The following is a 21245-nucleotide window of genomic DNA, read 5'->3' as shown; positions in this document are numbered from 1 at the left end:
GTACAAGGCTTAATTATGTCATATCAAGATTACGAAGCGGCGGATTTTGCGGCGGAAGCTTCCTTCCAGCGCTGGGTGCAGCGGACAGACGAAGCGGCTGCCCGGTTTTGGGAACAGTGGGCTGCGGCCCACCCCGAAAAACGGGAAGTACTGCGGGAAGCACAGCTGATGGTTCGCTCGTTCAGATTTCATGCCATGGATGCTGACCCGATTGAAATGGATGCTGTTAAAGCGGCCATAGATAGTGTGCTGGATGCGGAAGAGCGCAAAAAGGGTACCCCTCTCGTAAGAAGGCTGCTCTTAGGTGCTGCCGCGGCTGCCGCGGTTGCCATTACTGCCATTGTAGTGATAAAGCGCACCGGAAGTGATGGGGAGATGCTGACACTCCGCACCGGCTTCGGTGAAACCAGCACCATTACGTTGCAGGACGGTACCGAAGTATGGCTCAATGCAAATTCATCCATTCAATATCCCCGTAAATGGACGGCAGGCGATGTGCGCACGGTACAGCTGGAAGGGGAAGCCTATTTTAAAGTGAAACATGCACCTGAAGGGCTGCATCCGAGGTTTGTAGTACATACCTCCCTCACCGATGTGGAAGTGACCGGTACCGCATTTAATGTATATAACCGGCACGATTCCGCTGCCATAGCCCTTGCGGAAGGCAGTGTGCTTGCCAGCGGCAGGGCCATGAAACCGGGAGACCTGTTGCAGAAAAGTGCCCTTGGTATTTCACTTACACAATCGCCGGCAACAGGCTTTACCGCCTGGATGGAAAAGAGAGTGGTGATCAGGGATGGTACACTGGCTACAGTGGCCCTCCGGATGGCAGATCTGTACGGCCGGCAAATTACCTTCGCGCGGCCCGGAATGGAAACGCTGCCTTTTACAGGCTCTGCGCCGCTGGAATCACCCGAACTGCTGCTGAAGGCCGTGTGTACGGTACACGGACTGAAGATGCGGGAACACAACGATACGATCATACTTGAATAAAGATCTTTAAAACTTACACTTATGCAAAAGAGCTTTACGAAGCTTTGCGCGGTGCTCTGCATCCTGCTTGCGTGTGCGGAATCTCACGCGCAGGACGCCATGGTGCGCGGCAACGATGCCCGCCGCCATGCCGGCATGATCTCCCTGAGGGAGATGTTCACCGCCCTTGAAAACAACCTGCAGGTGGGCTTCAGCTATTCCGCCGCCCAGGTAGAGGGCAAATGGGTAGCCGACAGGTTTGCCCGTATCCCTTCCGCCCAGCTCGATGAGCAGCTGGCCAAAGCACTGGCCCCCGCAGGCCTGCAAGCCGTTCGCATTTCTGCGCACGATTATGCCATCCGTTCTGTTACCTCCACCACGGCATCCAAAAACGCTGATCTTTCCGTATCGGGCCTCGTAACCGATGCCGATGGCCAGCCGCTGCCCGGTGTGAGCGTCCACGAAAAAGGGACCTCCAACGGTACTGCCACCAACAACCTTGGCCGCTACAGCATACGCGTGGCAGGCGCAGCCTCGGTGCTGGTGTTCCGCTCCGTAGGTTTCGTGACCCAGGAGAAGGCCGCAGGCAGGGGAGATGTGAACATCACGCTGGTATCAGACGTAAAGGAACTGAACAGCGTAGTGGTAACCGCCCTCGGTATTAAAAGAGAAGAAAAAGCACTGGGCTACTCCATCGCCACCCTCAAAGGCGATCAGGTAGCCACCGTGAAAGAAGTAAACGTAGCCAACGCCCTTTCCGCAAAAGTGAGCGGGGTGAACGTACGCGCCGTTTCTTCCGACCCCGGTGCTTCGGTATTTGTTACCATCCGCGGACAACGCAGTCTGCAGGGCGATAACAACCCCATGTACGTAGTGGATGGTGTACCCATCGCCGGTGGGGTTCGCAGCCCTAAAGAGCCTGTTGGCCGTGGTGTGGTAGATTATGGAAGCCCTATCTCCGACATCAACCCTGATGATATTGCCACCGTTACCGTATTGAAAGGCGCCAGCGCCTCCGCGCTGTATGGTACCCGCGCGCTGAACGGGGTGATCCTTATCACCACCAAATCGGGCAGCGGTGCCAAGAAAGGGCTGGGCGTATCGGTGAACTCCTCAGCCATGTTCGATCAGGCCTGGCTGTTCCCCCAGTTCCAGAACGAATTCGGTTCGGGTAACCGGCCGGGTACTACCGAAACAATCTCCACTGCATCCTGGGGCCCCCGTCTGGATATCGGTACCAAACATGTGCAGTGGGACAGCCCGCTCGATGGCAGCGGCAACCGTATTCCTACAGACTGGGTATCGTACCCCGACCGTCAGAAAGATTTCTACCAGACCGGTTTCACCCTCACCAACAACATCGCCATCACCGGCGCTAACAAGGATGGAGACTTCCGGCTGTCGTATACCAACCTTACCAACGAAGGGATCGTTCCTAATACAGACCTGAAGCGTAACACCCTCAACCTCTCTGCAGGATACGTGCTGCATCCCAAAGTAAAGGTGAGCACGAATGTGGGGTATACCAATAACAAGAGCGACAACAGGCCTACATTCAACCGTGAAAGCGCCAGCAATATTGTATACACCACCACGCCCAACGTGAATGTTAAAAAACTACGCAACTACTGGCTTCCGGGAGAAGAAGGGCGTAAGCAATTTTCGCATGTACCGGGTAACGTGGATAACCCCTACTTTGTGGCCTACGAGTTCATCAACGGCTTCAACCGCGACCGACTGTTGGGTAACGTGGAAGTAAACATCGAACTGGCGAAAGGGCTGACCCTCATGGGCCGCACCGCTATGGATACCTACAACGAGATCCGCGAAAGCAAACGCCCCTTCGGATCGGTTCGTAACCCAAGGGGGGCTTATTCCATGGAAACAGAGAAGTTCACCGAAAGGAATACGGACTTCCTGCTCACTTACCAGCGCCAAATCAATACCGACTTCTTCTTCAGCGTTTCTGGTGGTGCCAACCGCATGCATCAGAAAGGACAGTCTACTTTCCAGGGAGCGGATGCATTATCTATCCCCAAGCTCTATAACATCGGCAACGCTGCCGCCGGTTCGGTAAGAAATACCACCAACTTCTGGGAACAAAGGATCAACAGCGTGTACGGAATGGGGCAGGTGAGCTTCCGCAATTACCTCTTCCTGGATGTAACGGCGCGTAACGACTGGGCCAGTCCGCTGCCTGCAGATAACAACTCCTATTTCTATCCCTCCGTTTCGCTGGGATGGGTGCTGAGCGATATGCTGAAAATACAATCCGGTCCGCTCAATTTCGCGAAGATCCGTGCTAACTGGGCACAGGTAGGCGGCAAACCGGACCCGCACCAATTGTACAATACATTCCTGTTCGGGCAGGATTGGAATACTGCCAAGAAAGCCACGCAGGAGCTTACTTTGCTGAACAACCACCTCAAACCACTGATCGCCACATCTACTGAAATCGGGGCAGATCTCCGTTTCTTCAACGGCCGCCTCGGACTGGATGTAACCTGGTATAACGCAATTACCTCCAACCAGTTTATCCGCATCGGTACCACCATGGCCTCCGGTTACAACCAGAAGCTGATCAACGGCGGTGAGATCCGCAACCGTGGTATTGAAGCCACCATTACCGGTACACCTGTGAAAGGAGCCTTCCAGTGGGATGTGTCTGCTAACTTTACCCGTAACCGGAACAAAGTGCTTTCACTCGGAGAGGGCATGAAGGAGTACATCCTCGGCAGCTCTGAAGGTGTGCAGTTCGAAGCAAGGGTAGGGGAAGAGATGGGTAACATGTACGCACGCAGCTGGGCTACGGTGCCCGAAGGTGAGCATAAAGGCGAGCCGCTGATCAATGACGGTGGTGAATACACCCGCCTGAGCGTATGGACAAAGATCGGCAACTTCAATCCCGACTACCAGGTTGGTTTCTCCAATACTTTCAGCTATAAAGGCTTTGCACTGAATGTGCTCATAGACTGGCGGCAGGGCGGACAGTTCCACAGCTATGTGGCCAAGAACCTCCTGAGCGATGGCCGTACCAAAACCACACTTCCCGGCCGCGATCAGGCTACGGGCGGTCTTGCATGGACCGATGGTTCCGGTGAGCGCCGTAACGATGGCAGCATCCTGTATGGTTATGTGTATAACGACGCTACGGGCAAGTATGAAGCCAACACCCAGATCCTTGATCCGGAAGCATATTACGGCACATACTACTGGGATTACCTGAGCCGTTCCACCTTCGACGCTACTTATGTGAAGCTGCGCGAAGCATCGCTCACATATAATTTCCCGAAGAAGATACTGGGCCGCTTGCCGATCAGCAATCTCAACTTCTCGCTCATTGCCCGTAACCTGTTTACCTGGACGGCCGCCGATATGGGCTACGATCCGGAAACCGCCATGACGGTGTCTAACAACGCCATCGGGCAGGGTGTGGGCAGCTGGTCGCTCCCGTACACCCGTTCCTTCGGTGCTAAACTCGGATTCAATTTCTAAACCGCAAATAATACGGATATGCCACGCATACCTTTTAAATATCTCGCCATTCCCGCCCTGCTGATGCTGGGTGCATGCGGCAAAGACATCGAAGATTTCAACATTAACCCGAACGGTGCGGAAAAGATCAACCCGGAATTCCTCTTGTCTTCCGTGATCGTTTCCACCGCAACGGATTACCAGCGCGAGGCTTATATGGACAGGCCTGCGTCTGCCGGGCGTTACATCACTATGGTGCGTAACGAAGGCAACGATAAATTCAACTGGGGGCCGCAAAACTGGGATGGTATTTACAGCCGTCTTTCCTACAACAAGAGCCTGTTCGAAATGATCGAGTGGTTCAACCAGCCGGAGTACCTGCCCTATGCCCGTGTCATGCGCGTTTTCAACTTCGCATATGCCACAGACCTCTACGGAGATATTCCTTATTCCAAAGCCCTGCTGTCTAAAACAGAAGGCATTATCCGCCCGGAATACGACCGGCAGGAGCAGATCTATACCGACCTGATAAAGGAACTGCGGGAAGCCAACGATCAGCTGGCCGCCCAGCAGAAAACCATCAATAAGGATCAGGATGTTCTGTATAAAAGCGATGTGATGAAGTGGCGCAAGTTCACCAACTCATTACGCCTGCGCCTGTTGCTGCGCATGTCTAAAAACTATCCTGCTGCATTCACCGAAATGCAGGCTATCGTGAACGATAAAGCAAAGTATCCCATTTTCGAAGCCAATGGAGATAATGCAGAAGTGCCTTACATCGGTAAGCTGAAAGAAAACAGCTGGCCCGGTGGCCTTACCGGCAATGCCTACGATGAGTTCGATAAGCGTAAACCCAGTAAGGAGATCGTGGAAGCACTGAAGCTCCGGAATGATCCCCGTCTACAGGCATGGGTAGCTCCTGTAGCAGAGCGTGGTACCGTTGATCCCGGTGAATATGTAGGTGTGCCCAACGCCATTCAGGCGCCTTACGACTATAACGGCGGTAACAAAAAGATTTCCCTGCTGGCCCCGCTCTTCAACAAAGATGTGGACCCCATGCTGGCCGCTTCGCTGATGACGTATGCAGAAGTATGCTTCATCCTCGCAGAAGCTGCGCAGGCAGGTAAGATCACCGTACCGGGTAAAACTGCGGAGGCGCTGTATTACGATGGTATCCGTGCTAACATGCGGTACTATGGTGTTCTTACACAGGCAGAAGCTGCTAATTACTTCGATCAGGTATCTGTGAAATACAATGGCACCCTTTCCCAGCTTATCGGGCAGAAATGGATCGCTATGTTCCTGAAAGGTGCAGAAGGCTGGTTCGATCACCGCCGCACCGGCTTTCCTGTATTCGTACTGGGCCCGCTGGCTGCATCACCAACCCTGCCTAAGCGTTATATGTACCCTGATAATGAAATGCGCGTGAATGGAGAAGCATATCAGCGTGCAATTGCTGTATTCGGAGAAGATAAGCAAACCACGCTCATGTGGTATCTCAAGTAAAACTATCTATGAACATAATCCACACAGGCAGGTGGCTCTTCGCCACCTGCTTTTTACTGCAACAGGCCAGCGCCCAGCAGGCCCGGCCCGACAATATCGTCCTCAATGTAACTGCAGACCCCGCCCGCTCTGCCGCCATCACCTGGCGTACCCATGCAGCGGCAGACAGTAGTTATGCCGAGATAGCACCATCCACACCAGACCCCGCGTTTACCGCTAAGGCAATACGCAAAGGAGCAGGTACCACCGGTGTTATTTCAGATACACTGGCCGTACGTTACCATCATGTGGTGTTTGACGGCCTGCAGCCCAATACGGAATACGCCTACCGCGTAGGTAAAGGTGATCACTGGAGCGAATGGTTCCAGTTCCGCACCGCGGGCCTCCCGGGACAGCCGTTCTCGTTCATATACCTGGGCGATGCACAAACCAACCTGCTATCCCTCTGGTCGAGGGCCATTCGCAAGGCATGGTCTGCCGCACCGGATGCCAGGCTTATCATCCACGCGGGCGACCTCGTAAACCGGGGTAACAATTACAACGAATGGCAGCAGTGGTTCGAAGCCGGTTCTTTTGTACATGCTTCCATACCCGGACTGATGACACCCGGCAACCACGAATACTATTACCCGAACGACAGTGGTATCGTGTCCGTCTTCTGGCGGCCGCAGTTCACCCTGCCGGAGAACGGGCCGGCCGGACTGGAAGAAACCTGCTATTACAGCGATGTACAGGGCGTGCGGTTTATCTCCCTCAATTCACAGGAGATCGAGATCAACGAAAGGCTCCTCCACCTGCAGCGCGACTGGCTGGAGAAAGTACTGAAAGAGAACAAGAACCGCTGGACGGTAGTGACTTTCCATCACCCCGTACTCTCTACCAAAAAGACCCGCGATAATAAATTCGTGAAGGAGCATATCAAGCCGCTTCTGGACAAGTACAAGGTAGATCTCGTACTCACGGGGCACGATCATACATATGCCCGTGGCCGCGATGGTAACCAGGGACCGGTGTATGTAGTATCTGTCAGCGGACCGAAGATGTATGAAGTAGACCCTGCGCCATGGATGCATAAAACCGGATCGCACGAACAGTTTTACCAGATCATCCGGGTGGATGACAAAGCCATACATTATAGTTCCTATACAGTAGACGGGGCGCTGCATGATGCATTTAAACTGCAGAAGCAGGCCGGCCGTCAGAATACGCTGACGAATCTGATGAAGCCATGAGGAAAATTCTGTTGATGCTCTTGCTGCTCCCGCACGCCTGCCTGGCAATCCGTAACACGCCGGGCGGGCTGTGGAGGCAGCCTGTTATTGTTTGCAAACAAGGCCACATTGCTGGTAAAGTGTTGCAGGAAGAAGTATTCCGCCGTACAGGGCTGCGCTGGCAAGTGTCGGGGTATATGCCACTGAAGGGAGATGTGATAGTGATGGATGCAAGTGCCGGGACAGATGAAGGATATCAGTTGAAATTGAGCACACAGAATGGCCGGAGAATACTGCGTATATCCGGTTCTCCTAAGCGTGGGGTACTGTACGGAGTAGGGCGATTACTGCGGATGATGGACTGGGCTAAAGGATCAGTGAAATTACCGGATGCGATAGATGAAAGGGCGGTGCCGGAAAAGGCCGTACGCGGGCACCAGATAGGGTACCGCAACTTAGCTAATTCCTACGACGGGTGGACTGCGGCGCAATACGACCAGTACATCCGAGAACAACTTCTTTTCGGTGCCAACAGCATCGAAGCCATTCCTTTCATGCCGCAAAGTCCGCACTTCACCATCTCTTCCAGAGAAATGACGCGCAAAATGTCGGAAAGCTGTCAGCGCTACGATGCCGATTTCTGGGTATGGACGCCTGCATCTTTCGATCTGAAGGATATAACAAAGAGAAATAATTTCCTCCTGCAGTTCGATACCCTGTTCCGTGAAAGTCCAAGGCTGGATGCAGTGTTTTTTCCCGGAGGAGACCCCGGCGATAATCCGCCGGAGCTGGTGATCCCGTTACTGGAAGAGCTGGCGGCACCGTTGCAGAAACATCACCCCAAAGCAGGCATATGGCTTTCACTGCAGGGGTATACGCCTGATGAATGCACCTACGTGTATAAATACATCCGGGAACGCTCGCCCAAATGGCTGGCGGGGCTGGTAGTAGGGCCGGGGAGTCCTTCCCCGGAAGATACCCGTGCCGCCTTACCTGCCCGATATAAACTGCGCCATTATCCTGATATCACGCATACTGTTCGCTGCGACTTCCCCGTGTACTGGTGGGATCCGGCATTTGCCTTCACACTGGGGCGGGAACCGGTGAACCCGCAGCCATACTATTACACTGCTGCCTACCGCGCCATTGCCCCTTACATCGATGGCTTTATCGGTTACTCTGATGGTGCCCACGACGATCTGAACAAAATGATCTGGAACCTCCTGGGCTGGAACGCTGCTACCGATCCAGGGGAGATGGTGCGCCAATACACCGGCTTCTTCTTCGGGGCGGCGGTAAAGGATGCTGCAGCAGATGGAATACTGGCGCTGGAGAAGAACTGGGAAGGCAGCATAGTGGAGAATGGCAGTATCACCACCACGCTGAGCCACTGGCAAAAGCTGGAAGCCGCTGCTCCCGCACTCAAAGATAACTGGCGCTGGCAGATGTTATTGCTCCGCGCTTATTACGATGCCTACACCCGTCTCCGGCAGATCCGTGAAGCGGAACTGGAGCGCGCAGCCTGTAAAGTGCTGCTGGCAGGTCCGCAGGCAATGGATGAAGCAGAACGTATACTCCGGCAGGCCGACAGCTGTGTGCAGCCCGCCTGGCGCAGTAAGATCGTTGCCCTCTGCGATGCATTATTCCGCTCCGTTTCCCTGCAAACGAGCGTGGCTAAATACAAAGCCTCCGGGAATGAAAGGGGCGCTGTGCTCGACTTCCTGGACCGGCCGCTGAACGACCGCTGGTGGATAGAAGATGAATTCAAACGCATCCGGCAGCTGCCTGCAGATGCACAGCGCTTAGCCATTGATACCCTCGCGCATTGGGAGCAGCCCGGCATTGGCAGTTTCTATGACGATGTGGGGCATGTGGGAAAGAGCCCGCATGTAGTGCGTGGGGAAGACCTCCGTACCGATCCGCTCATGCGCCGCAGTGATAACCCCGGGTTCGACTGGTGGGAGGGTGGCATGAGCCGCAAACGGCTGTCGTGGATGACGAGCATGCGCTGGCCCACTGCCATGCGCTACGAACGCCTCGATACCACGGCACAATACACCGTTCGCATTACAGGCTACGGCGAAAGCCTGCTCCGTGCTAACGGGCAACGCCTCACGCCTTCGGTATATGGCAAAGGAACGGGTGAGATCAAAGAATTTCCCGTACCGCAGGCGCTCAGCAAAACCGGAACATTGCTCCTTACATGGGACCCTATAGATGAAGAGCATCTCAATTGGCGGCAGCATTCCCGCGTCGCAGAGGTGTGGTTAATCAAACAATAAAACAAAGCAACCAAAAGATGCATAAGATCCTGTTTTGCCTCCTGGCAATTTCCGCGCCCGCATGGGCTTCCGGTCCGGATGAACCCTTCCTTCAGGCCGTTTCCGAGAAATTCCCGCTGCCGCAGGGTATCCATCCCGTAAAGCTGCTCACCGATTACAATAACACGGTACACGTACTGGCCAAAGAAGGACTGTATTACCTCAGCGGTAATGATGTGGTAAGGGATGTGCGTTACCGGCCGCTGGCGGATAAAGTACCCGTGGATGTTACCGTTCAGGAAACCCATGGCCATCTGTACTACCTGTTGCAGGATAAGCTGATCACCAACGGCTACGCCGGTATCCCTTACGTAACCTTCCCCGCCGGTAAATACGACCGTGCAGTGGTGAACGCTGCAGGTAATGCATTGCTTTCCGGGAAAGGTGCTATGGCACTTACAGAGGGTAAAGGTATTCAGCAGATCACCGCACCGGAAGAAGGTGTGCGGGAGCTGTTTATTCACGACGGCATTTTCTATGCCCTTACGCCCCGTGCGCTTTATCGTATAGCGGGTGGACAATTACAACGCTTACACGCCGGGAAAGACGTGCAAACCGTCGCTTTCCGGGGAACTGATATATTGCTTGGGACGCCTGCCGGCTATTACGCCATACGCCGTGAGAATGGCGATACGGCCATGACGTTGCAGCGTAAAGTACCGGTGCCTGCCACAGGCCGCCTGATGGTGGCCGGAGGTAAAGTATGGGCCGGAACTCCTGAGGGCGCTTATACGGAGAACGGATCGGGGGGATACCGTTACTTCGCTTCGAAGCGCTGGCTGGATCAGGATGAGGTGAAAGATTTGTCGGCCGATGCGGATGGCAATATCTGGATCCTCACGCCTTCCGGACTGAACAAGATTACTTTCCGCAGGCATACGCTGGCCGATAAAACCGATTACTTCCAGCGCAAAATCCGCCTGCGGCATATCCGCTACGGCTTCATCTCCAACATTCACCTGCTTACCCCCGGTGATATCCGCACTGCACAAATGGCGGATACAGATAACGACGGACTATGGAGCGCCTTCTACCTCGGCAGCCAGGCTTTCCGGTACGGCACCACCCGCGAGCCGGAAGCCAAGCGCTATGCATGGGAGGCCTTCGAGGCTTTTGAAAGGATACTCTCCATTAACCAGCTGAAAGGCTTCCCCAGCCGCACCTTTGAGCGGAAAGGTTATAAGAACTCAGACCCCGAGCGCTGGCGCGATTCTCCCGATCCGGAATGGGAATGGAAAGGGCATACCAGCAGCGATGAGTTCGTAGCTTACATCTGGATAGCCGCTGTCCTGAATGAAATGGTAGCAGAAACGCAGGACGAGAAGCAACGCGTAGCCGCTTTCATGGATAAGATCATGACCCACATTATCGATAATAAGTACTACCTCGTGGATATCGATAACAAGCCCACCCTCTGGGGCCGCTGGAACCCGGAATACATCAACTGGTATCCCGAAACCATTGGCGACCGCCGCCTCGGCAGCACCACCATCGTAGCCGGTCTGCAACTGGCTTACGCCCTCACCGGCAAGGAAAAGTACAAAGCAGAAACCCTTAAATTGCTCAATAAACATCACTATCTTCAGAACATCCAGATCGATTACCGGAAGATAGCGCCTACCAACGGCTATATCCACGATGGCATCGATATGGGCAATGGCGGCTGGAACCACTCCGACGATGAAATGGCTTTCCTGACCTATTGGGTGCTCTACCGCTACGCACTCACAGAGGATATGAAGCAGCTCTTCGCCGGTGCCATCCGCAACCACTGGGAGATGGAGCGGCCGGAGAAGAACGCTGTCTGGAACCTTATTACCAAAGCTACAGCGGGCGATTTCGATGAAGAAGCTACCATCTGGTGGCTGAAGACCTTCCCCATGGATATGGTGAGCTGGAAAACGAAGAACTCGCACAGGAAGGATCTTACATTCCTGCCCGAAAACTTCCGGGGACAGTCTACCGAAACACTGATCCCGTTAGACGAGCAGCCGCTTCACCGCCATAATGCCAATGCCTTCCAGCTGGATGGTGGTAACGGTGGCCGTAGTGAGCTGGCGGGCGATGAATACCTGCTGCCTTACTGGATGGCGCGGTATCTCAAAGTGATCGAATAAACAAACTATAAAACCCTTTCATGATACAGACTTTCTTCCGCCGAGCACTTCCCGGAATAGCCATTATCCTGCTATCCGTATCCGCCGTTCAGGCACAACCTGCTCCCCGTCCTAAGATAGTAGTGGGAATGATGGTGGACCAGATGCGCTGGGATTTCCTTTACCGTTACAGCGCCCGTTACGGACAGAATGGTTTCAAACGCCTCCTGCGAGAAGGCTTCCGTTGCGAACAGGCGTACATCAACTATTCGCCCACCGTTACCGCCTGCGGCCATAGCTCTGTTTATACAGGCAGCGTGCCTGCGGTACATGGCATCATCAGCAACGGCTGGTATAGCCGTGAGCTGAAACGGGAAGTTTATTGCACGGAAGACAGTACCGTAACACCCGTAGGCAACGGTGCCACCAAAGGCGGCATGTCTCCAAAAAATATGATGACCACCACCGTGACAGACGAGCTGCGAATAGCCACGCAATATCAGAGTAAAGTGGTGGGCATAGCACTGAAAGACCGTGGCTCCATACTCCCCGCAGGCCATGCCGCCAATGCGGCCTTCTGGTACGATGGTGATTCCGGCAACTGGATATCCAGCACGTTTTATATGCAGGACCTCCCTGACTGGGCTAAGAAATATAACGCAGCCAAACGCCCTGAGAAGCTACTGGCTAACGGATGGGAAACCATGTATCCCATAGCCACCTACACCCTCAGCGAAGCAGATAACAAGGATTACGAGAACAGCTTCAAGCATGAATCCGGTCCTGTATTCCCGCACCGCTTTGCAGGTAAGGAGAATGGATCCATCCGCTCCACACCACAGGGTAATACCCTCACTTTCGAATTCGCTAAAGCAGCAATAGAAGGCTACGGACTGGGCAGCGGTAAGTTCACGGACTTCCTCGCCGTGAGCTTTTCCTCACCCGATGCGGTAGGCCACCAGTTTGGCCCTAACTCCATAGAGATAGAAGATGTTTACCTCCGCCTCGACAAAGAGCTGGGAGAATTCTTCCAGTATCTCGATGGCCGTTTCGGCAAAGGCAACTGGACCTATTTCATCACCGCAGACCATGGCGTATCCCAATCCCCCGGCTACCTGCAGGAGCATAAACTGCCCACAGGTGTATACAACGGCGGCGCCATCGTGAAAGATATCAACGAAGCCATCGAGAAAACCTTTGGCATCAAAAAAGGCATCATAGCCACTTCTGCAGATCAGCTCTACCTCGACCGGCCGGCTTTCGCCGCTAAGAATATAGACCTGAAAACAGTTGCCGCTCTGGTGATTCAGAAGCTGCGCGAAGTACCGGAGATCTCCGATGCCGTATGGCTCACAGAACTGGGAGCAGCAGGCTTACATGAGCCGCTGCAAACCATGCTGGAGAACGGATACAACCGCAAGCGCGGTGGAGATATCGGTTACATCATGCACTCCGGTGTAAAAGGCGGAAGCAGAACCGGTGCCACGCACGGACTGTGGTATCCCTACGATTCCCACATCCCGTTGGTATGGATGGGCTGGGGCATCAATGCCGGTGGCAGAAGCTTCCGCACCATGGGTATGACGGACATTGCGCCTACCGTAGCCGCCCTCCTGAACATCCAGGTGCCCAGCGGAAATATAGGGCACGTGATAGGAGAGGCGATACGGGCAGATAAACCCTGAGCTTGCGCTATATTTACGCGCAGAACCTATAAAAGAAATGAAATCCATCAGAATATCGAACGATACGGAAGCGCATATGACTGTCGCATTTGAACCTACCGGTGAAGTATTCCATCTGCCGGTTAATGAATCTTTACGGATTATACCCACAGAGCCTGATTCTGGCCTAGGGGAAGATGTGATGAATGTAGTGGTTTCAACAACGAACGGAGTAACCAGTGTATCGGTATGGGCCGAAACGCACAAGTTTAAAGTGCTTTACAAAGGTGAAGAAGTATTTGTTATGTGAAGACGGGCAGTACCCGAAATAAAAAGGCTTGCAGTAGGATGTATCTTACTGCAAGCCTTTTTTAAATAAAACAGCCGGAAAGAATTCCGGCCGTGCTACATTATATATTGCAAAATTATTATCGTAGTAACGATTGCACCTGCGCTTCCGTAAGTGCAACCTTCGGTTGAAACTTAGTCCCCTGCATATACGTCATAAGACTATGCTTCAGCTGCTCCGCCGCAATGCCGGCAGAAAGGTTAGCTGATACCAGGATCAGTTTGCCTGTACCCACTTTCGCTTCAATCACATTCGCCATTTTACGGTTCTTGAAGAAGTTATCAATCACACGCACAATGGGGTCTATTTCAGGCAGCTCGTCCAGGATCATGGTTTTGGAGGACGTGATGAGATGCCACCACTGCCAGTCGGACCATGCCGCTGTGGGGAAGTCTCCCAGTGCCGGGTGCTTCGGGTTGCAGAGGATGCCCATGGTACCAGGCTGGTTCGGGAAATGTACCGGGCTCCAGAACACCGGGGCAAAACAGCCGTCTACCCCACGGATCTGTGCCGTATCAGGGTTGAGCAGTACTTTCTTTCCATCCTTCAGCCATCCCATTGCTTCTGGAACAGAGCGGGTAAAATGTACACCTGCGTAGGATGCATTTTGTTGTTCAGGATATACCCAGATGCGCCATTCGTTATGACGCTCACCTATACGTAAGGTAATAGTGAGCGCGGTGGCGCGATGGATAGTACTGAGCGGGAAGCGGAAGCTGCCTAGCGTTTGGCCGGTACCTTCGTTGATGTCCTGTTTATTCAGCGTGCCTTTGAAATGCACTTTCCCGGTATGATCTCGAACTGTCCATTCAGGGGTAATGCCTTTGAGGATGCCACCGCTGAAGTTGGCAGTTTCTGCCTCGGCAGAGAATGTCTCGCTGTTGCGGTAAGTGGCTTTCTCAAAGCGCAGGAGCGGTACCGCAGGCTGGCAATACATGCGGTGCTCTGCAGGTGTAACGAGGCCTTTAGAGTCCCAGAAAGCATCGAGGATACCGATGAGGGCAGTGCCTTGTCCGGGGAAGTCGTGCAGGTCCAGCAGCTGGAAGCCGCTGAAGTACTTCGTTTTCATAGCCCGCTCAATCTCTTCTTTATACAGCAACGCCGCAAACTTACCGCTCGACTGCAGGAAGGCCGGAGCCAGATGCAGCAGGTTTTTGCGCTGGAGGTCGTTCCTTACCGCTTTGAAATTCAGCGGGTCAAGCACCCCGGTGTATTTCTTAATCTCATCCATGTTCGGGAACACGGAGTATTGCCCTATTTCATGTGTGATAATGGGAACGGGAAGACCTTCAGTTTCTTTCGTGTAATCATTGTTGAAAGAAGGAGCGATGGAGTTGAATATGCCCTGGCCGCGTACCCATCCTTTTTTAGTCCACTGGGTGATGAAGAACTCATCGCCTTTCTCAGGCCAGTTACCATGGCCTCCCTGGAATGTGAAAGAGGTGGTGGAGTACAGATGGCGGGGATCGGTTTTCTTCAGCTTCGCCACCATTTCTTCCAGCCAGTCGAAATTCCCTTCCAGTTCATTCCCCATGCTAAAGAACACGAATGAAGGGTGATGCCCGTATTCGCGGGAGATCTTTTCTCCTTCCTGTGCCAGCCATGCATTCATGGCAGTGTCTTTCCCGGCGTTGTTATTCCAGAAAGGCAGCTCTGCCTGCAGGTAGAAGCCCATGGAGTCTGCCACGGCAAATGCTGCTTCAGGCGGGCACCAGGAGTGGAAGCGCAGGTGGTTAAGACCGTATGCTTTGGCGGAGGTGAATACTTTCGCCCAGCCTTTTTTGTCCATAGGAGGGTGACCGGTAAGGGGGAAGATGGCGCATTCCAGCGTGCCGCGCAGGAACATGCGCTTGCCATTGATCTGCAGCTGTGCATTGTGATTGGTTACTGCTCGCCAGCCAAAGCGCTGTTGAATACGGTCATTACCAGCCGGAGTTTTCAGCTCTGCGGTGAGGGTATGCAGCACAGGCTTGAATTCATCCCATTCCGCGAAGCCTTCCGGAACATTCAGTTCCGCAGTTACACTGTTGCTGCCTTCCTGTAATTGAACCGGCACGCTTTGTTTGAGCTGCCCGGTTTGGAGAAGGAGGCTTCCCGTGGATACGGGACCCTGGTTGTTTATGTTTACAGTAATTCGAAGTATGCGGTTTTGCAGGTCGGGGTACGTTTGCACATCGGTGAGTTGTGCGGCTGTACGGGCCTGTAATTCGAGCTTGCCGAGCAATCCGTTCCAGATGATCTGCGTGCCATCGGTATAGGCGTGTGCCATGTTGTTGGAACTCATGTCGTATTGCTTCCTGTTATCTACACGGATAACGATGCGGTGCTTGCCCGGTGTCAATAGCTTGCCGAGGTTATAGCGGTGCGGGGCACTCAGGCTGTTCTGTGTTCCGGCTTCCTTGCCATCGATCCATACGCGGGTGGTCCACAGGGCGCGTTCCAGCAGGAGGGATACGTGGCGGCCGTTCCAATTTTGAGGTATCACCACTTCGCGGGCATACCATGCCGGCCCTATGTAACGATGTTTGCGGCTGAGCATGAGCATCACGTTGCGGGTAAGGGAGTCGGCAGAAAGGGCAGGCTTGTCACCCACACGGGCATCGTCCAGCGTACCGGGGAGGCGCAGCGTTTGCGGAAACCGGCGGTTCTGCCAGTTCTCTGAAATACCCTGATCGAGAGAGTCTGTGGCATATTGCCAGGCTCCGGCCAGTGGCAGCGTTTGTGCGCCGGCGGTAATGGTGATGCCTGTAAAAAGACTGATGATGAATATTCTAAGCATGATGGTCCTGTGATTTAAACGGATGCTGCTGTTGTTTTTTCTTCAATGATTGTCAGGTGCGCCTTTGCACCAAAATGCATATCGTTACCGAGTACTTCTTTGAAGGCAGTGGCTGCAGGTACTGCGTTTCCGAGGCCAAGATAACCCAGCCCTTTCAAAAACACGCAATGCAGGCGGTTTCTCTCGTTGAGGTCATCTTCGAAGATGAGCAGATCGGGGAGGGATACCGCGAAGTATTCGATGCGTACTTCATCCTGCGCATGCTGTTCTCCATACGCAATAAGGTTCCGGAAGATGGCTTCCGCTTTATCGTTCCTGCCCAATGCAGCCCATGCGAGGCCCTGATAGAAGATCTTCTCAGGCGGTGCGTCATTATAATACATGGCAGCCGTAGGGGCAGATGTGCCCTGTGTGGCCAGCAGGAAATAAGGCTCTGCATCGGCTTTGCGGTGCAGGGCTTCGTATGCTTTGCCCATCCAGTAATGCACATCGTTTTCCCGGATACCGAACAGCTTGCCTTCTCCGAGAGAATCGGGCCAGTCCTGTGCGCGTTGCAGTTTCTCCAATGCTGCTTCGGGTTTACCTGAGGCCAGATCTTTACGGGCTAGGGCGGTAAGGGCATACACGTATTGTCCGGACACCTTGCCTTCGCCGCCTTCCCATGGGTGGAACTTACGCTGCAGGATGAGTGCCAGCGCCTTTTCGTATTCCCCGATATAATTATAGAGTGCTGCGTGTTCGAGGTACAGATCGTCGCGAAGGGCTGTGGCGGCAGGGTATTGCTCCAAACGTGCCAGGCGCTCTTTTACAGGTGAGCCTATGCGTTTGTGCAGCTGGTCCAGCTCCATGAGCACGCGGGCATCTGTTGTATCGAGTGAGAATGCTTTTTCGAAATGTTCCAGCGCGCCTTTGGCATCGTTGCGCTTATTATACAGTGCTATGCCGAGGTTGCGGTGCACCGTGGCAAATTTCCCTCCGCGGCGGATGGATTCCTTCCACATGGCAATCGCTTCATCGTATTGCTTCTTATCGTACCAGAGGCAGCCGAGGTAATAAGGAGCCTTATCGTCTGCGGTATTGGTGCTGATGGCGTATTGCAGGATGTTCACATCCTCCATCCGGTTAGGGAAGCAGTAGGCAGGATCTGCTGCCGCGGCCTGTTGAAGATATTGCAGTGCGGCAGGGGCATCACCGGTGTGGTGGCAGCACCAGGCGAGGTAGTAGTATTGCAGGGGCGAGGATTTAGCGGGTAATAACTGCAGCCAGCTGATGGCTTCTTCGTATAGCCCTGCCGCGATATTATCCAGTGCGTGCTCCAGGTAATTGGTAGCGTGGTTGCGTGCGAGGCGGAGCAGGGTGCTTTTAGCATGGGCAGCCGCTTCGCTGTTTCCGGCTTTATCGTAGGTGAGCCATTGCTCATGATACAGGCCGAGGTTGAAAAGGTCTCTGCGGAGGCCTTCCGTACAAACTGCAAGTGCTTCTTCTATACGGCCCAGCTTACGGAGGATGGTAGCTTTCAGGGCACGGGCTTTGTTACTGCGCCCGTTCCGGTCTATAGACCAGTCGATCTGCATCAGTGCCGTCGTATAATCTTTACGGGCTGTGCTGATCTGTGCAAGGGCAAAGTACCCGCTGTCCTGCCAGGCGCTGTTCCATACCGCTTTATGGAATTGCTCATAGGCATCGTTCAGCTTGCCCTGCAGCTGCAGGCAAAGCCCCAGGTTGTAAAGGGCCTCACCGTCGTAGGGGTTGGGATTGCGCTGCATAAGCGTTTCCACGGCTTTGCGCAGGTACTTTTCTGCTTTGGCGAACTGGCCGCGGCGGAGATACCAGGCACCGAGGGCATTGTTGCACCGCGCGTCCTTAGGGTCGCGGCGGATGGCTTCGGTGTAATAGTCAACGGGGGAGTAGGTTGCGTGCCGGTACTGCTCAAGGTGCATGCCGGTGAGGAAGAGCTGTTCATTGTTCTCCGTATCCGCCGGACTCAGCGCTGCCTGAGCAGGTGCAGGGATGGAAGTTTCCTGCGGAGCAGCTGCCTGATAGCGGAGCCGCTGCGCACCGTCTGCCCCCAGTATAATCGTTTCTATATCTGACTCCGCAGCACCTTCGGGCAGCGGAATATGTTGCTGGTAAATTTGTTCGGGCGATGCGTTGAACACATCTTTAAATACCACTTCTCCCTTCACACTCACCTGCAGGGTAAGGTTGGTTTCAGGACCTGTGGCATACACTTTCACGGGCAGCGTACCGTTTTCAGGGGTGCTGTGCAGTAAAAGGTCTTTGCTGGCATTCTGCACCAGGCCCAGCTCGCGGTAGGGCAGGAAGTACTGCGTGAAGGCTTTCTCCTCATAAGGCATGAGCCACGAGAAATCGGGCTGGTTATCGGTGTAAACACCGGTCATCAGTTCTATATACGGCCCGTCTTCATCGGTGAGGTTCTTATCCCACGCTTTCCCGAAATCACTATGCCCCCAGGTCCATTGTTTTTTACCGGGAGAGATGTGATGGTCTGCCACATGGAGTACGCCCGCCTGTGTATCATGCTCATATCCGCCTACGAAATCATATTCCGACCGGATGGCCATGTAAGAAGTAGGAACGGGAATATTCTTATACCGGGATATATCCGTTCCGGGTGCGTAATCTACTTTGTAATAAGTGCCTGTGGCAATGGGGAAGGAGGATACATCGCGCTTGCCGTGGTCGAATACGGCATGCACGTCTGGCGGGAAAACGGACTGGTAATCGTCGTTCACCTTCACCGCAGGGTTGGCCCACCAGAGAAAGGTTTGCGGGAGCGGGGTGCGGTTATATAGTTTGCCGGTTATTTCGAGGTAAGCTTTATCGGGGTGGAGGGTGAAGCCGGCCATACCCTTGGTGCGGAACATCTTTTCGATCTCGTTCACCCAGATGGTTTTGCTGCCGTCTGCATGCTCTTCGATGGTGAAGTCTACCGCTTCGTAGGTGCTGGGCCGGTGGTGCTGGGGCCAGTTGAATTCTATGCCGCCGGAAATCCAGGGTCCGCAGAGGCCTACCAGTGCAGGTTTAATCACCTGGTTGTAATATATGAAATGCCTGTTGCCGATTTTATCAAATGCCATTTGCACACGCCCGCCCAGTTCGGGAAGGATCATGATCCTGAGGTAACGGTTTTCAAGGAATACCGCTTTCCATTCCACATCCTGCTTTTCGTCCATGATCTTTTCTATGACAGGGTTGGGATATACGACCCCGCTCGAGCCCTGGTACACTCTTTTTTCAAAGAACATAGGGTTTTTGTCGGGTGTGCCTGTCCCGTAAGTCGGGATAATGATCTGTTCTTCCCAAACCTTCACAGCGTTAATGCTCATTGCTTTTAGTTTAATGTCCGGTTAAATGATGTTCGAGTTGTTCTAATGTTTTGCCTTTCGTTTCCGAAACTTTGCTGCGCACGAAGAGGAACCCCAGCAGGCAGATGCCCGCATACAGATAGAAGGGCCCGTAAGTGCCGAGTTTTTCGGCCAGTATGGGGAAGGTGAATACGAGGATGAAATAAGCGCCCCACAGTGCCACAATAGCCACAGACGATGCCAGTCCACGCACCTTATTTGGGAAGATCTCGGAGATGAGTACCCAGGTAACAGGCGCCAGCGAGGTGGCATAAAGGGCAATGGCTGCCAGCACAAATACCGATACGAGGCCCACGGCTGCCTGCTGCTCCAGTAACAGCGCCAGTACGATGTATACGATGGAGAGCCCGAGGGAGCCTGCGAGCATCAGCGGCCTTCTGCCCAGTTTATCTACCTGCCACATAGCCACCAGGGTAAACACAAGGTTCACGATGCCGATGGAAATCGTTTCAAACAGCTGGCTGTTAAGATCAGCCCCTACGGAGGCGAATATGGTAGAGGTGTAATTGAATACGATATTGATACCGCACAGCTGCTGGAACACCGCCAGAACGATGCCCACTACTACAGCCGGACGAACCGCTTTGCTGAATACCATTTTCAGGGTGGCGCGGCTTTCGCCGGTCAGGGAAGCGCGGATATCGTTGATAGTGTTTTCCGCGAAATCACCGGAGCCGATGCGTGCGAGGGTTTTGGATGCTTCGTCATATCGCCCGCGGGAAGCCAGCCAGCGCGGACTCTCAGGCAGCCTTAACACTCCCAGCAGGAAGATGAAAGACGGAACGGCGCCCAGTCCGAACATCCAGCGCCAGGCATCTTCGCCCTTGCCGGCGAGGAAGTAGTTCACGAGGTTGGTGACGAGGATACCGATCACAATGGTAAGCTGGTTAATGGATACGTTGCGCCCCCGCAGGTGTGCCGGGGATATCTCCGCGATGTAAAGCGGACTGAGTATCGATGCCATGCCCACACCGATGCCGGCCGCAAAGCGCATGGTGGTGAATACGGAGAAGGTATTGGAGAAGGCCATGCCTAAAGACGACAGGGTGAAGATGAGGGCGGCCAGCATGAGGCCGGGTTTACGGCCATACCGCTCTGCCAGTGCCCCGGCCATGGCGCAGCCTGCCATGCATCCCAATGCGAGGGAGCCGGTAAGGAAACCTTCCCACCAGGCACTCAGCTCAAAGGTTTCGCGGAGGAAGGGCAGTGCCCCCGAAATCACGGCGAAGTCGAAGCCGAAAAGGTAGCCGCCCAATGCGGAGATGAAGGAAATACCGAGGATGTAGCGGTGATGGAATGTCGTTTTCTGCATGCTTTTCTATTGATGTTGGAACCCGTTCAGTTTAACGTGTTGTTCTTTTATATACCCGTAATACACGGATAGCCCGCGGATATCGCGGCGTGGAAAATAATGGAAAAAGTTGGCGTGGAAAGTCATCGTACAAATATTGGAATTACCTGGCAGGGGTTCAATGGGTATTCTT

Annotated in this window: 11 protein-coding genes; 8 read left to right on the top strand and 3 right to left on the bottom strand. The window is 53.8% G+C overall.

From position 1 onward, the window contains the following. The first annotated feature begins 15 nt into the window (after positions 1-15). The 8 genes from DEV76_RS23555 to DEV76_RS23520 are packed head-to-tail and all read left to right on the top strand — an operon-like array spanning position 16 to position 13554. The gene (locus tag DEV76_RS23555; protein ID WP_109700410.1) at positions 16-993 is read left to right on the top strand and encodes a FecR family protein; all 978 of its coding nucleotides are present in this window, start codon (positions 16-18) and stop codon (positions 991-993) included. A 21-nt stretch (positions 994-1014) separates the two neighbouring features. Beyond that, on the top strand, positions 1015-4467 hold the full coding sequence (locus tag DEV76_RS23550; protein ID WP_109700409.1) for a SusC/RagA family TonB-linked outer membrane protein: 3453 nt from the start codon (positions 1015-1017) through the stop codon (positions 4465-4467). Between the two features lie 18 nt (positions 4468-4485). After that, complete coding sequence (locus DEV76_RS23545) at positions 4486-5952, top strand: SusD/RagB family nutrient-binding outer membrane lipoprotein (protein ID WP_109700408.1); 1467 nt, start codon at positions 4486-4488, stop codon at positions 5950-5952. Between the two features lie 8 nt (positions 5953-5960). Then, complete coding sequence (locus tag DEV76_RS23540; RefSeq protein WP_109700407.1) at positions 5961-7184, top strand: purple acid phosphatase family protein; 1224 nt, start codon at positions 5961-5963, stop codon at positions 7182-7184. Then, positions 7181-9445: a hypothetical protein gene (locus DEV76_RS23535; protein ID WP_109700406.1), complete on the top strand. Its 2265-nt coding sequence runs from the start codon at positions 7181-7183 to the stop codon at positions 9443-9445. Before DEV76_RS23540 ends, DEV76_RS23535 begins: the two co-directional genes overlap by 4 nt. Before the next feature lie 17 nt (positions 9446-9462). Then, positions 9463-11601 carry a ligand-binding sensor domain-containing protein gene (locus DEV76_RS23530; protein WP_109700405.1) on the top strand — a complete coding sequence of 713 codons (2139 nt, stop codon included), beginning with the start codon at positions 9463-9465 and terminating at the stop codon, positions 11599-11601. Positions 11602-11621: 20 nt separating this feature from the next. Beyond that, positions 11622-13265 carry an alkaline phosphatase PafA gene (gene pafA, locus DEV76_RS23525; protein ID WP_109700404.1) on the top strand — a complete coding sequence of 548 codons (1644 nt, stop codon included), beginning with the start codon at positions 11622-11624 and terminating at the stop codon, positions 13263-13265. Positions 13266-13302: 37 nt separating this feature from the next. Further along, on the top strand, positions 13303-13554 hold the full coding sequence (locus DEV76_RS23520) for a hypothetical protein (RefSeq protein WP_109700403.1): 252 nt from the start codon (positions 13303-13305) through the stop codon (positions 13552-13554). A gap of 118 nt (positions 13555-13672) precedes the next feature. Here the strand turns inward: DEV76_RS23520 and DEV76_RS23515 are convergent, their stop codons facing one another. Genes DEV76_RS23515 through DEV76_RS23505 form a run of 3 tightly spaced genes read right to left on the bottom strand, consistent with a single transcriptional unit; the run spans position 13673 to position 21073 of the window. Next, positions 13673-16372, bottom strand: coding sequence for a sugar-binding domain-containing protein (locus tag DEV76_RS23515; protein ID WP_109700402.1), 2700 nt, complete (start codon positions 16370-16372; stop codon positions 13673-13675). A gap of 14 nt (positions 16373-16386) precedes the next feature. Continuing rightward, complete coding sequence (locus DEV76_RS23510; protein WP_109700401.1) at positions 16387-19722, bottom strand: DUF5107 domain-containing protein; 3336 nt, start codon at positions 19720-19722, stop codon at positions 16387-16389. A 10-nt stretch (positions 19723-19732) separates the two neighbouring features. After that, positions 19733-21073, bottom strand: a complete 1341-nt coding sequence (locus DEV76_RS23505; protein ID WP_109700400.1) for a sugar porter family MFS transporter — start codon at positions 21071-21073, stop codon at positions 19733-19735. Between the last annotated feature and the right edge of the window lie 172 nt (positions 21074-21245).

The sequence above is a fragment of the Chitinophaga deserti genome (genome assembly GCF_003149455.1).
Classification (GTDB): domain Bacteria; phylum Bacteroidota; class Bacteroidia; order Chitinophagales; family Chitinophagaceae; genus Chitinophaga; species Chitinophaga deserti.
This window is presented reverse-complemented; position numbering and strand designations above follow the sequence as displayed.

Coding starts and splice junctions, on each gene's coding strand:
- DEV76_RS23530 (WP_109700405.1), top strand. CDS start 9,463: ATGCATAAGATCCTGTTTTGCCTCCTGGCAATTTCCGCGCCCGCATGG.
- DEV76_RS23550 (WP_109700409.1), top strand. CDS start 1,015: ATGCAAAAGAGCTTTACGAAGCTTTGCGCGGTGCTCTGCATCCTGCTT.
- DEV76_RS23545 (WP_109700408.1), top strand. CDS start 4,486: ATGCCACGCATACCTTTTAAATATCTCGCCATTCCCGCCCTGCTGATG.
- DEV76_RS23520 (WP_109700403.1), top strand. CDS start 13,303: ATGAAATCCATCAGAATATCGAACGATACGGAAGCGCATATGACTGTC.
- DEV76_RS23510 (WP_109700401.1), bottom strand. CDS start 19,722: ATGAGCATTAACGCTGTGAAGGTTTGGGAAGAACAGATCATTATCCCG.
- DEV76_RS23555 (WP_109700410.1), top strand. CDS start 16: ATGTCATATCAAGATTACGAAGCGGCGGATTTTGCGGCGGAAGCTTCC.
- DEV76_RS23535 (WP_109700406.1), top strand. CDS start 7,181: ATGAGGAAAATTCTGTTGATGCTCTTGCTGCTCCCGCACGCCTGCCTG.
- pafA (WP_109700404.1), top strand. CDS start 11,622: ATGATACAGACTTTCTTCCGCCGAGCACTTCCCGGAATAGCCATTATC.
- DEV76_RS23540 (WP_109700407.1), top strand. CDS start 5,961: ATGAACATAATCCACACAGGCAGGTGGCTCTTCGCCACCTGCTTTTTA.
- DEV76_RS23515 (WP_109700402.1), bottom strand. CDS start 16,372: ATGCTTAGAATATTCATCATCAGTCTTTTTACAGGCATCACCATTACC.
- DEV76_RS23505 (WP_109700400.1), bottom strand. CDS start 21,073: ATGCAGAAAACGACATTCCATCACCGCTACATCCTCGGTATTTCCTTC.